The sequence below is a fragment of the Ureaplasma ceti genome (assembly GCF_040369755.1).
Taxonomy (GTDB): Bacteria; Bacillota_I; Bacilli_A; order Mycoplasmatales; family Mycoplasmoidaceae; genus Ureaplasma; species Ureaplasma ceti.
The window spans coordinates 88,830-103,065 of sequence record NZ_BAABQM010000003.1 but is presented as its reverse complement, the minus strand read 5'-3'; the positions used below and the strand labels follow the sequence as shown (position 1 = coordinate 103,065).

9 protein-coding genes are annotated in these 14,236 nt (G+C 31.9%); 7 read left to right on the top strand and 2 right to left on the bottom strand.

Translation table 4 applies throughout. The features are described 5' to 3' along the window. Positions 1-11 precede the first annotated feature (11 nt). The 3 genes from ABWU82_RS02740 to ABWU82_RS02730 all read left to right on the top strand — a co-directional run bounded on the left by ABWU82_RS02740 (position 12) and on the right by ABWU82_RS02730 (position 5,026). Positions 12-1,436, top strand: a complete 1,425-nt coding sequence (locus ABWU82_RS02740; RefSeq protein ID WP_353289971.1) for an NADP-dependent glyceraldehyde-3-phosphate dehydrogenase — start codon at positions 12-14, stop codon at positions 1,434-1,436. 156 nt (positions 1,437-1,592) lie between these two features. Next, the gene (locus ABWU82_RS02735) at positions 1,593-3,710 is read left to right on the top strand and encodes an ATP-dependent Clp protease ATP-binding subunit (RefSeq protein ID WP_353289970.1); all 2,118 of its coding nucleotides are present in this window, start codon (positions 1,593-1,595) and stop codon (positions 3,708-3,710) included. A gap of 80 nt (positions 3,711-3,790) precedes the next feature. Continuing rightward, positions 3,791-5,026, top strand: a complete 1,236-nt coding sequence (locus ABWU82_RS02730; RefSeq protein WP_353289969.1) for an aminoacetone oxidase family FAD-binding enzyme — start codon at positions 3,791-3,793, stop codon at positions 5,024-5,026. A gap of 15 nt (positions 5,027-5,041) precedes the next feature. Here ABWU82_RS02730 and ABWU82_RS02725 read toward each other — a convergent pair whose 3' ends face one another. Next, the gene (locus ABWU82_RS02725) at positions 5,042-5,524 is read right to left on the bottom strand and encodes a glutathione peroxidase (protein ID WP_353289968.1); all 483 of its coding nucleotides are present in this window, start codon (positions 5,522-5,524) and stop codon (positions 5,042-5,044) included. 158 nt (positions 5,525-5,682) lie between these two features. Here ABWU82_RS02725 and ABWU82_RS02720 point away from each other — a divergent pair, with 158 nt between their 5' ends. The 4 genes from ABWU82_RS02720 to ABWU82_RS02705 all read left to right on the top strand — a co-directional run bounded on the left by ABWU82_RS02720 (position 5,683) and on the right by ABWU82_RS02705 (position 12,992). Then, positions 5,683-8,574, top strand: a complete 2,892-nt coding sequence (locus ABWU82_RS02720) for a cation-translocating P-type ATPase (protein ID WP_353290003.1) — start codon at positions 5,683-5,685, stop codon at positions 8,572-8,574. Beyond that, on the top strand, positions 8,558-8,701 hold the full coding sequence (locus tag ABWU82_RS02715) for a hypothetical protein (RefSeq protein WP_353289967.1): 144 nt from the start codon (positions 8,558-8,560) through the stop codon (positions 8,699-8,701). The genes ABWU82_RS02720 and ABWU82_RS02715 overlap by 17 nt, the downstream gene beginning before the upstream one ends. Positions 8,702-8,852: 151 nt before the next feature. Further along, on the top strand, positions 8,853-11,654 hold the full coding sequence (locus ABWU82_RS02710; protein WP_353289966.1) for a cation transporting ATPase C-terminal domain-containing protein: 2,802 nt from the start codon (positions 8,853-8,855) through the stop codon (positions 11,652-11,654). Positions 11,655-11,774: 120 nt separating this feature from the next. Next, entirely contained in the window at positions 11,775-12,992 is a 1,218-nt protein-coding gene (locus tag ABWU82_RS02705) for a restriction endonuclease subunit S (protein WP_353289965.1), read from the top strand. Between the two features lie 15 nt (positions 12,993-13,007). Here ABWU82_RS02705 and ABWU82_RS02700 read toward each other — a convergent pair whose 3' ends face one another. Continuing rightward, the gene (locus ABWU82_RS02700; protein ID WP_353289964.1) at positions 13,008-14,159 is read right to left on the bottom strand and encodes a restriction endonuclease subunit S domain-containing protein; all 1,152 of its coding nucleotides are present in this window, start codon (positions 14,157-14,159) and stop codon (positions 13,008-13,010) included. Between the last annotated feature and the right edge of the window lie 77 nt (positions 14,160-14,236).

The window sequence follows — 14,236 nt, the reverse complement described above, 5'->3', positions numbered from 1 at the left end:
GTAGAAAAAGAATGTTAAATTTTAGTATTTTAGTTGATGGTGCATTAGTTGATTCTGATGAAAAAATCAGTGTAATGAACCCGACAACTAACACTGTTGCTGGAACTCTTCCTTTATTTGAACCTAAAGCTTTAGTAGACACTGCTTTAGCAGCTGCTAATGAAGCTTACATTGACTGAAAAGTAACAAGTCCAAAAGAAAGAATTGACTTATTACTAAAAGTTAAAGAATTATTCTTACAACACCAAGAAGAATTAGCTGATATCTTAGTTTTAGAAATCGCTAAATCTAAAAAAGACTCACTAACTGAAATCGTGAGAACTTGTGAATACATCGACGCAACAATTGAAAGCTATAACGAAATTATGGCTAATCCATTAATCATCGATGAAAATACACACCACATCAAAGGGAAAACTGGTATCTTCAGTCGTGAACCTTTAGGTGTTGTAGTAGCAATTGCGCCATTTAACTACCCATTTAACTTGTTAATGGCTAAATTAGCTCCAGCCTTAGTAGCTGGCAACACTGTAGTTTACAAACCTGCTTCTCAAGGTAGTTTAATTGGTGCTAGAGTTAGTCAATTATTCCATGAAGCTGGTTTCCCTAAAGGGGTTGTAAACTGTGTTGTTGGTAGCGGTAGATCAATCGGTGATTTACTAGTAGAAGATGGAAGAGTAGCAATGATTTCATTCACTGGTAGCGACACTGTTGGTTTAAGAATTGCTGAAAAAGCTAAAGGAATTCCGTTAGTTTTAGAAATGGGTGGTAAAGACCCTGCAATTGTTATGGAAGATGCTAATTTAGAATTAGCAGCTAACGAAATTATTAAAGGTGGCTTTAGTTATAACGGACAACGTTGTACAGCCATTAAGAGAGTCTTTGTACACAAATCAGTACATGATGAATTAGTAAAATTATTAGTTGAAAAAGTTCAAAAATTATCAGTGGGTTTACCACAAGATAACGCCTTTATCACTCCATTAATTTCAAACAAAGCCGCTGACTTTGTTCAAGGCTTAGTTGATGATGCAATCGCTGAAGGTGCTGTTTGCTTAACAGAAATGAAGAGAGAACGCAACTTAATGTGACCAATGTTAGTTGATCAAGTAACAGTTGATATGGACTTAGCTTGAGAAGAACCATTTGGTCCGGTCATTCCAGTAATCACTTACGATGACTTAACAATTTGTGTTGAAAATGTTAACGCTTCAAAATATGGTTTACAAGCATCAGTCTTCACAGAAGATATGGTTAAAGCTGAAGAAGTAGCTAACTTAATCGAAGCTGGAACAGTAAACATCAACCGTTCATCTTCACGTGGACCAGACATTTTCCCATTCTCTGGTGTAAAAAATTCTGGTTTAGGTGTTCAAGGAATTAAAGATGCTTTAATCTCTATGACTAGAGTTAAAGGAATCGTCTTCAACAAATAGAATAATCATAATTTAACGACCAATCCTCTTAGTTAAACTAAGAGGATTTTTTTTCGAAAATTTAAACAATTAGCAATAATTAGCACTTTTAGGTGTAGAGTGCTAATTTAGTAGTATAATTAATATCAACAACATTGAAGGAAGTGAGGATTCGCTATGGAAATGAAACAAACAGGCGGACAAGGTTTCAAACCTTTAGAAGCTTATGGAAGAAACATTAACCAAGAAGTTGAAGCCAACAAAATTGACCCAGTTATTGGGAGAGAAGAAGAAATTAGAAGAGTAATCGAAATTCTTTCTCGTAAGTCAAAAAACAACCCAGTGTTAATTGGGGAACCAGGGGTTGGTAAAACTGCTATTATCGAAGGATTAGCGCAACGGATTGTTCATAAAGACGTTCCTGATAACTTATTAGACAAGCAAATTTGAGAATTAAACTTATCATCATTAATTTCAGGTGCTAGTTACCAAGGACAATTCGAAGAACGTTTAAACCAAGTTGTTAAAGAAATTAAAAAGTCTGACGGCCAAATTATTTTATTCATCGACGAAATTCACCAATTAGTTGGTATGGGTAAAACTAGTGGGGCGATGGATGCGGCCAATATTTTAAAACCAATGATGGCTCGTGGTGAAATTAAATTAATCGGGGCTACCACTTTAGCTGAATACAGACAATACATTGAAAAAGATGCGGCTTTAGAAAGAAGAATGACTAAAGTATTAGTGTCTGAACCTACAAAACATGAAGCTTTGACAATTATGCGTGGGTTAAAAGAAAAATGAGAAATGTACCACGGGGTTAAAATCGCGGACTCAGCATTAGTTGCTGCAGTAGAACTATCAGAAAGATACATTTCTGACCGTTTCTTACCTGATAAAGCCATCGACTTAATTGATGAAGCATGTGCTAAAGTGCAAACTGAAATGCACTCAATGCCAGTCGAATTAGACCAAATTAAAAGAGAAATTATTAGTTTAAAAACTGAACAAGCTTCATTACAAAATGATAAAGATCCTAAGTCTGTTGAAAGATTGCAATCTATTACAAGACAATTAGTGGAACTTTCAAAGAAAGATAAAGAATTATCTGAAGTTTGAGCTAAAGAAAAAATCGATAACGATAAAATTATCGAATTCAAAACTAAAATCGATGAAGCAAAAGCTAAAATCGAACGTTTCCAAGCTAACGGTGAATATGCTAAAGCCTCAGAATTACTATATGTAGTTATTCCAGACTTAGAAGCTAAGAAAACTGAAGCAGAAGAAAAATTAAAACAAAACGGAAACAGAATGATTAAAGAATCTGTAACCGCTTTAGAAGTTGGGGAAGTAATTGCCAAAGCCACTGGTATTCCAACAAACAGAATCGTTGAATCTGAAAAAGAAAAATTACTACAATTAAAACAACAATTAGGTAGAAGAGTTAAGGGCCAAGATGAAGCCTTAGAATTAGTGTCTGATGCTGTTTTAAGAGGCCGTGCAGGAATTAATGACCCACAACGTCCAATCGGTTCATTCTTATTCTTAGGACCTACTGGGGTAGGTAAAACTGAAGTAGCTAAAGCGTTAGCAGAAAACTTATTCGATACCGAAAAAGCAATGATTAGATTTGACATGTCTGAATACATGGAAAAACACAGCGTGTCTAAATTAATCGGTGCTCCTCCAGGATACGTAGGTTACGAACAAGCTGGAGCTTTAACTGAAGCTGTAAGACGTCACCCATACTCAGTAATCTTGTTTGACGAAATTGAAAAAGCTCACAGCGACATCTTGAACTTATTCTTACAAATTCTTGATGAAGGTAGCTTGAAAGATTCACAAGGTAGAAAGATTAACTTCAAAAATACAATTATCATCATGACATCAAACGTTGGGGCTCAACAAGTATTAGATGGTCATAAAGAAAAAGTTATGGACGAAGTGTCAATGTACTTAAAACCTGAATTAATCAACAGAATTGACGAAATTGTAATCTTCAATGCTTTAGATAAAAACACAGTGAAGAAAATTTCTGGCAGATTGATCAGTGACCTTGCAACTAGATTACAAGAAGAAGGCTACGATATGGAATTCCAAGAAAACATCTTGGACATTATTTCAGACAGAGCTTATGACGTTCAATTCGGGGCTCGTCCATTAAAGAGATGAATCCAAAAGAACATCGAAAACAAGATGGCCGAAATGATTATTGCAGGCGAAATTAAGAAAAACGAAAAGATTAAAATTACTTTTAATACCGAAACAAACTCAATTGAAATTATGCATTAATTTCGGTTTCAATCAAGCAGAGCTTTTTCTGCTTGATTTTTTTCTGCGAAAACTAAAACATTTAATAAGATTAATATATTATGCAATACGACGTTATTATTATTGGTGCTGGACCAGCAGGCTGCTACTTAGCGCTACACTTAGACAAAAATTTAAAAGTCTTAGTGATTGACAAAAACTCAGACATTATGAAAAAGTTCTTACTATCGGGGAATGGTAAGGCAAACATTACTAACTGTTGTTCTTTTGAAGAGTTATTAAAGAACATGATTTTTGGTACCAAAAACTTTATGTACCACGCGTTTAAAACGCACCCTCATACAGAAATCTTACAATTAGTCGATAGTGTAGGGTTACACTACGTGCAAAAAGAAAATAGTACAAAAATGCACATGTTATCGAATAACCAAATCTTTATTAACAGAATGAAAGATTTATTAGAAGAACATGACAATTTAGGCTTTAGTTTAAGCACAAAAGTAGTGTCATGTCGTAAGGGTAAAGATGATTTATTCTATGTCGACACAAACAAAGATACTTTTGTAGGTAAAAACTTAGTTATCGCTACTGGTGGTTTATCATTCTCAAAATTCTGTGGAGATACAGGTGATGGTTACCGTTTTGCCAAGAGTTTTAATATCGATGTAAACAGAACATTCCCAATGGGGATTAGTTTGCCGTTAGAAGAACAATTAAAACAATTTACTAGCATGAGTGGAACTTCTTTCAGTCAAGTAACTGCCAGATTATATAAAGACAAAAAACTGATTGTAGAAGAAACTCATGACATGATGATTACTCATAACGGTTTAGGTGGACCATTAATCAGAAGAATTTCTGGTTATGTTACTTATTGAGAAAATCAAGGGGTAAAAGTTGAGTTAGATTTATTAAAAGAATCAGCAGTAAGAAATGCTTTAAATAAAGTAAAAACCATGAGCGAATTCTGAAAAGAATTTGAACCATTCTCAAAGAAGTTTGTCATGAATTTCAATGAAAGATTAGGTTTAGAATTTAAAACGGATGTAAAAAACTTATCTAAAGCAAAGAAACAAGAAATTGTGGACTTCTTCTGCAATATTCCTGTAGAAGGCATTATTGAAAAGTTTGATGTGGAACAAGCTATTAATACGGGTGGAGGTATTAGTACTAAAAAATTAAACCCTAAAAACTTTATGTCTAACGAAATTGATTCTCTATATTTCATTGGTGAAGTTTTAGATGTAAACGCTAAAACCGGCGGTTTTAATTTAACTGTTTGTTACAGTTCAGCACGTTGTTGTGCGGATGATATCAATAAAAAGTCTGGCTTTTAAACCAGACTTTTTTTCTTATTCGTTTAATAATTCTACAATCTTATCTTCAAAACTAAATGGTGTTTCTTTATCACCGATTCTGTATTTAGGTTCACCTTGTCTGTTGATTAAGAACTTTTCGAAGTTTCATTTCACGTTCTTAGCTCTTTGAGTTCAAGGCAAGGTTTGTTTTAAATAAGTGTATAAATCGTTAGCTTCTTTACCATTAACATTAATCTTAGCAAACATGTCAAAAGTTACATTGTATTTAGTTTGGCAGAAAGTCAGGATTTCTTCGTTACTTTTTGGTTCTTGGTATAAGAATTGGTTGCAAGGGAAACCTAGAATCATTAGCCCTTGGTCTTGGTATTTTTCGTATAAAGTTTGTAATTCAGCGTATTGTTTCGTGTTGCCACATTTAGAAGCCACATTTACAATCATGACTACTTTACCTTTATATTTTTCTAAACTAACATCATTACCGTTGATGTCTTTTTCTACAAAATCATAAATTGTCATAGAGGGTTTTTCTCTTTCGTTTAAATTATATTTAAATTATATCTGGTAGTCGAATTGTCGTGTAAGCAGACTACCTGTCTTTGCTTGAAAGCTAAAAAAATATTTTATAATAAAAATTATCTTTATTTCACGGATGAGAGCCGTAGACAAGGAGAAATATAAGTATAGAAAAAGAAAATTTAACATTAGATTCGTCTAATAAATTATCTTTTTCAATTGATGATGTTAATCCTAAAAAGGGATTAAACAAACAACAAGTGGAAGAATCTTCAGCTCTTTTCGGAAAGAACAAACTGAAAGAAAAGAAAAAAGATTCTTTAATTATTAAAATTTTAAAACAACTAAAAGAGCCAATTATTATTCTTTTATTAATTGCTGCTATCATTTCGTTAGTTTTAGCGATTCTCGGGGTGTGTAACGCCTTACCAGAAAAAACTTCAACTATTGAAAATGTCACAATGTTCGTAGAACCGGCAGTAATTTTAGGAATTGTTGCAGTAAACGTTGTCTTTAGTATTAAACAAGAAGGTAAAACTGAAAAGGCGCTAGATTCTTTAAAGAATTTATCAGCCCCAACATCCAAAGTAATTCGTGACGGACAAACAATTGTGATTCCTAGTGAAAACATTGTTGTCGGCGATATTTTAGTACTAGACGCAGGTGACCAAATTGCCGCTGACGGTGTCTTAATCGAAGCAGCTAATTTAAAGGTCGAAGAATCAGTATTAACTGGTGAATCTTTACCAGTTGATAAAGATGCAGATTACGTTTCTGCTGATAACGCACCATTAGGCGATAAGAAGGAATGAGTTTTCTCAGGTACAACTTTAACTAATGGTAGAGCGTTAGCTAGAGTAAGAAAAGTCGGCATGGATACAGAAGTTGGTAAGATTGCTAAATTACTAAACGACGAAGAAGTAGCGTTAACTCCATTACAAAAACAAATTGCTAAGCTTTCAAAATGAGTCGGCATTATTGCAGTAGTGGTATGTATTATTACTTTCTTTGTTTACTTATGAGCAATGACTGGTTACAAAGGTTACGACTGAAGTAATACGGGTGAATCATTAAACGTATCAATCTCATTAGCGATTGCAGTAATTCCTGAAGGATTATTAGCAGTTGTAACGGTAATTTTATCAATCTCTATTCAGGCGATGTCAAAACAAAATGCCTTAATTAAACGACTACCGGCAGTAGAAACTCTGGGTAGTACAAGTATTATCTGTACAGACAAAACTGGTACTTTAACGCAAAATAAAATGACAATTGTAAAAGTTTGAGATGTAAATCACGATGACCAATTAAGTGATAACTTCAAAGACTATGAACAATTGATTAAAATGGGTTCTTTATGTAACGATACAGCGATTAGTAGAGAAAGTGGTAAAACTGAATTCATCGGTGACCCTACTGAAACTTCAATCGTAAAATGTATGTATGATCAAGGATGAAGTTATGAATTACTAAATTCAGAATATCCAAGATTAAACGAAATTCCGTTTGACTCTGATAGAAAAATGATGACGGTTATTGTTAGATCAGATAATCCGGATTACAAATATTTAATAGTTATTAAGGGTGCACCAGACCAAGTATTTAACGCTTGTGCTGTAAGCAGCCAAGACAAAGTAGCTATTGCAAAAGAATTAAACACTGAAATGGGTGGTAACGCCTTAAGAGTGTTAGCAGTAGCTAGAAAATATGTCAACACACTTCCGGAAGTAATTAGTCCGGAAACAATTGAAAAAGACTTAGAATTGGTGGGATTATTAGGAATAATTGACCCACCAAGAGCAGAAGCAAAAGTTGCTGTAGCTGAATGTAAACAAGCTGGCATCAGAACTATTATGATTACTGGTGACCATAAAAATACAGCTTCAGCTATCGCCAAAGAATTGGGTATCTTAGAAGAAGGTCAATTAGCTTTAAGCGGTTCAGAATTAGACCAAATGTCTGATGAAGAATTAATTGCAAACATCGAAAAATACAGTGTGTATGCAAGAGTAAGTCCAAACGACAAAATTAGAATTGTGAAGGCTTGAAAAGCTAAAGGCAAAATCGTAAGTATGACTGGTGACGGAGTAAACGATGCTCCTTCACTAAAAGCGGCCGATATCGGTTGTGCAATGGGAATTACAGGAACTGACGTAGCGAAAAACGCAGCGTCTATGATTTTAATGGATGACAACTTCTCAACAATTGTCAAAGCAATTAAAACAGGTAGAGAAATCATGCTAAACATTAAGTCATCATTAGTGATGATCTTAACAGCTAATATCTCGAACTTAATTGCATTCTTTATTGGAATGTTAGTCTTCATTATTAACCCATTAAACTCATTACAATTATTATGAATTAACGTAGTGTCTGAAACCTTATTAGGTTTAGCCATTGCAAAAAACAAACGTCGTGAAAAAGTTATGGAATTTAAACCAAGATTAAAAGATCAGTTTATTCTCGACAAACACATGATGTTTAAAGTCTTATTCTTTAGTTGTATAGTAGCAGCTATGGCTTTAGTGGCTTTCTTCTTAGGAGCAGGTGCTACAACAGGCTTTAACTACCACGAAATGATTGCAGATCCAAATTTCTGAAAAGTATTGTCTCCACAAGGTATTAACATCCCTGCCTTCTCTGGTAGTGGTTTATGTTTCTTAACTATCGGAATTACTTTATCATTAAATGGTTTATGTGCGAGAACTAACGGCAGTATCTTTACTCAATCATGAGCAGATACAAAAGATATGTTCTTGGCTACATGTGGTTCATTATCATTAATCTTCTTAGTGGCTTATGTACCAAAAGTAAACGAAGTGTTCAACATGGACTTATACAACATGGGTGCTTACTCATGATTCAACGTCTTACCATACATCTTCGGTTTAGTGTTCATTGGAAGCTACGAATTATATAAAGTGATTTTCCATGCTTTATATTTAGATGATGGTTCAAAAAAAGGCAAAGTTTCCTCAACTAAAATTATTTCTGGTATAACTAATAACAATAGTATTAAAGGAATTACAACCAATCATGAACAAACAAACTAAAAAATGCTGTAACAATCGTTTAAACAGCTTTTACTTCGAATGAATTCCTTCAGAATTCTGCGAATACAAATCATTACCAATCGATGAAGAAGACTTCGATTTAAAACCTTACCCATCAAACAAATAGTTACATCTCGTTTTTTGTGTGTAAATTATGCAAATATCCTATGCAAACTTAACACACGAAAATTAATGTAATATCATTATAAGTAGAACGTTCACGTTATTTATTCAACTAACGTGGACGTTTTATTCATATTAAGGAGAAACTTCTTGAAATGAAAAGAAAAACCACAAATGATTTAGACTTTGATGTCACGCAAACCGATTATCAAGTTGGTTTGGATGATACTAAAGTGAAAAAATCACGGGGTAAATTTGGGCATAACGTAATTACCCATAATGCTCCGAAATTGTGAGAACTAATTTTAAAAGAATTAAAACAACCAATCTTAGTGCTGTTAATCGTTGCGATGATCGCTACCTTTGCGATTGCAATTGAAACGGTAGCCACGCCTCATAAAGATGGACCAAACACTCTTGAAATTATCCCCATGTTCGTTGAACCTTGTTTTATTTTAGGGATTATTACCTTTAGTGTTTCGTTCACGATTCTGCAAGAAAAAAAGATTGCTAAAACCTTAATTACGATTAAAAAACTGACAGAAACCGAAAGTGTGGTCATCAGAAATGGTCGTAAAGAAATCGTTAACGCTGGTGACTTGGTTGTCGGCGATATCATTGAGGTTTCGAAAAACGAAATTATTGGCGCGGATTGTAAATTAATTTTTGCAAATGACTTAGAAGTAAACGAATCCATTCTAGTGGGTCGAGAACTCATTAATCTAAAAGATGCTAATTTCAGATCAGTGGATATTACACCGATGGAAATTAGAAAAAATTATATTTTTAAAGGAACGAAAGTAGTCAGAGGTAACGGTTTAGCTATCGTTACTGCAGTCGGCAATAAAACTCAATTAGGAATTTTAAAACAAGCTGTAGAACAAAGTAGTGGTGAAGCTTTATCACCATTGCAAAAACAGATTGATAAATTATCTAAAATCTTAGGTGCAATTGCTGGTGCTGTTTGTTTAATTTTCTTCTTCTTAGACGTTATTGCGTCATGTCACTACCACAACATTACGTTTGGTGATAACCACGCAATTAATTCATTAAGTATTTCTATTTCTTTAGCTATTGCTGCTATTCCAGAAGGATTATTAGCAATTGTTACAGTACTATTAACTGCTTGTGTAAAAACAATGTCAGCACGTTATGTGTTGGTGAAAAAGATTCCTTACGTGGAATTATTAGGTTTTTCTAACACAATCGCCTTAGAAGATAAAGGAGTAATTGATAACGAACATTTACCAATTGCTCGGATTGAAAACTTTATTAAAACAGACAAAAAAGCAGATGGTCTAAAAGATGAATTGGTTTATCGTTTGCTAAGCTTATTTACTTTATCAAATAAGGAACATAAAGTAGATAACGAGCAAATTACACATTTCTTAAGAAATCATCAATTAGATGCTTTAGAAATGTGTGCTAATGACGAATTAGTTAACTACTGAAGTGATGAATCTTCAAATTTAATTCTGACTTACAACACAATTACTAAAGAATATACTGCTGTAAGATTAACAAGTTATTCAGATATTAAAGCTAAAAACGTGAAATTAGAATTCAACCACAAATTAGCTGTAGAAGCGTGCGTGGAAGATATGAAACACGATGGTTTAGTGAGTGAATTGTTAACTTATGAAACTTATACAGAATTACCAAATAACTTATCATTAAACAACGCGCAAAAATTTAAATTAGGAGCTTTGGTTGGGGTAACTAACACTCAATATTGTATCGACATTTTAAATGACTCTCATATGACGCCGATTATTATGACAGAAAAGTCATTAGAAGAGTTAAAACAAGATATCTCTAACTTAGATATCTTAAATAAAGAAAATGTCCAAGTTTGTACAGGAGCACAAATTAAGAGTTGAGATGATGTAGAACTAAAAGACAACATTCAAAACTACAATATCTTTACTGGTTTGGATTACCAAGATAAATTAAGAATTGTGTACTTGTTGAAAACCACAAGTAATATTTGTTTAGCTGGTGGTAACCAATCTGACGAAGATTCCATGAGAGAAGTAAATGTTGCTTGTGCATTTACCAGAATTGCAACTAATAGAGCGTCTGACAATTCACAAGTGATTATTACTAACAACTCATTGTCATCAGTTATTTCTGGTATTCGTTTAAGCAGAACGGTTTTATTAAACATTAAGTCAACGTTGACGCTTTTATTAACAGCTAACGTTTCTTGTTTATTAACTACGTTTATTGGTATTCTTGTATACATGTTCCAACCATTATGTTCTTTACAATTATTAACAATTAACATCCTAGCGGAAACAGCCATTGGTTTCCCAATGGCTAACAACGTGCGTAGAGAAAATGTAATGAAGTTTAAACAATTGAAACCCGGTGCCTTTATTATCGATAAGGATATGGCATTGAAAATCTTTATTATGGGAGCACTAGCGGCCGGACTATCATTACTAATGTTCTTTATTGGAGCCGGAGCCTTCTATCACTACGATTACACTGCCATGACTAATGGTTTAAACTTAATCGCTGGTCAAAAAGTGGGTGCTCCGGTAGAAACTGCAGAATACGCCATTGGTGGTGGTAGCAGTTTAGCGTTCATGACATTATCATTAATTCTATTAATGAACGGAATGTGTTACAGAACGACAGGCAGTATCTTCACTGAAACTTGAGAAAGTTCTAAGAGAATGTTTATTGTCGTAGCAGTATGTATTGCTATCGTTTGTATCTTTAACTACATTCCTAAGTTAAACAACGTTTTCCAATGTGATCCATACTCATTTACTAAGTTCGCTGATGCACATGCTAATGAACCAAACTATCAATGACTAAACATTATGCCTTACTTATGTTTAGCGTTAAACATTGGGGTTCATGAAGTGTGAAAAATTGTTGATAACAAAAACATAAACAAGTCAATGCAACCTTCTCAAACACCAATTATTGAGAATTCCACAATTTAAAACAAACATTTAAAGAATCCTTCATAACTATTTTGGTTATGAAGGATTTTAAATCTTTATAAGTATAGTTTCGTTATTATAATGACTACATAGTTTATAAAAATGTAGGTGTAAAACGATATGAACAATAGAATTCCAAAATTAAGATTTAAAGAATTTTCATCTAATTGAAGAATAACAAAATTAGAAAATATATCTTCAATAATTATGGGACAATCTCCTTTAGGTAACACTTACACAAATTTTGAAAATAAATATATTTTAGTTCAAGGTAACAGCGATTTATTGAATGGATATGTTAAACCCAGAATTTGAACATCTCAGCTTACAAAAATGGCAAAAAAAGGTGACATTATAATGAGTGTCAGAGCACCAGCTGGGGAAGTGGGTAGAACTAATTATGATTGTGTTATCGGCAGAGGTGTTGCAGCTATAAAGGGAAATAATTTCATTTATTACAATCTATTTAAATTAAATAGTGAAAATTATTGAAAAAGAATTTCTTGTGGTTCTACTTTTGAATCATTGAATTCAGACAATATTAAGTCCTTAGAGTTAATAATTCCAGAAAAGATAGAACAAGAAAAAATTGGCAAATTCTTTTTAGTTTTAGATAACATTATCACTCTTTATAAGAAGAAGTGTGAGAAACTAGAAATTATAAGAAAATCTCTAATAGAAAATGTATTTATTGATCTTGGTTTTAATCAGCCTAATATAAGATTTAAAGAGTTTAATTCAAAATGAATTAATAAAACATTTTCTGAACTATATAAGAAAAATACTGTCAAAAATTCTAATTTAAAATATGACGAAAATAATGTAATTTCTGTTGCAAATATGTATTTTAAATCAGACGTAAAAATTTCAAATGAAGAGTACTTAAAAACTTACAATATATTCAAAATTGGTGATATAGCTTTTGAAGGTAATAAAAGTAAAAACTTTACATGTGGTAGATTTGTAGAAAATACAATCGGAGACGGAATAATTTCTCACGTATTTGAAGTATTTTCTCCAATTATTGAATATGATTTATGATTTTGAAAATATTTAATTAATAATGAAAAAATAATGAAAAATATTTTAATGAAATCAACTAAAGCTACTACAATGATGAGTAATTTAGTTTCTAAAGATTTTTTAGAACAAAAAATTAAATTACCTGAATTGAAAGAACAAACAAAAATAGGGATTTTATTAAATACAATTTCTTATAACATTACTCTATGTAAGCGAGAGTATTGCTCTACTTTAAATCATAAAATTCATAAATTACGTATAAAAAAGCTCAAGAATTTAATTGTCTTGAGCTTTTATTTCGTCTTTTTTCTTTAAAAAATTAGATTTTGATTAGATGAACATCTTTTCCAGCAATGATTTCTTTATATTTTCTAGTTTTTCGCACTTACGCTTACATAGAGCGATTGATTTATCCATAGAAAAAAATAAATTAGATAATATTTTTTGAATGTTCTTACTAGTAATTACATTAACTTCTTTGCCATTAAGTAATTGGAAATGTCTTTTATAACCTTCTGATTTAGGCAAATTATTAATTAATAAATAAATTAAAAATTCTTTGCAAATATATGAATCATTGTTTTTTATGATTTTTACACCGTCTGTCGCAACTAAGAATGGAGATGTGGGTTTATATAAAGATAAAGTATGATCTCCAAACACAATTACATCCTCATATTTCATATAAGGCATTTGATTTGAATAGCCAATTAAAGGATTATCACCTTGTTGAATAACTGGGAATGAGCCATTTAAATCTAATTTATTACAAATAAATTTTTTAAATGGAATAACTGATATTACTTCGTTTATTAAACGTCTATCAAAACTATATTTTTCGTTTTTAACAAAAATAGAATCCGATGAATCGAGAAGTGTTTTGATTAAAGTGCTTTTTATCTTTTCCAGCTTCTCACACTTCTTCTTATAAAGAGCGATAAGGTTAGAAATTAAACTCATGAATGCACCTATTTTAGATTGCTCTTTAATATCTGGGAATAATAAATTAGTTTTTAGTCATATCTTTTCGTGTAATGCTTTTTGAGCTGAACCAATAGGTGTATTTAACTCTATCGCTTTATAAAAATAATTGTGATTTAATAATAAACTAGTAAAAAAATTTTGATCTAAATTATTATTTTTTGATAATAAAGGCATATTTTCAGTAACTATATATTTATTTAAATGTTTTGGTATAAATCCTATTCCGCCTTCATAAATGGTTTGTCTTGTAAATGTCAATGTAACTGGATATTTATCTAAATTTATTAAATATTGTCTTTTTCTACCAATATTTTTGCCTTCGTTTACGCATCTATGTTCTATTAAACCAGTATTTCTTACAGAAATTTGCTTATATATTTTATTATCCTCTAGATAAACTGTTTCTTGATATTTAGTAAAAAAATCAGACAATTGATGATTACTTCACTCTTCAGTAAAATGTTTAAATCTAATATTAGGTATTTTTTTATTACTCATTATTATTCCTTATTCTTTTAATATTTTTCTAACATTTATAATCTTAAATTAATATTTAACAAAAATTATTTTTATTA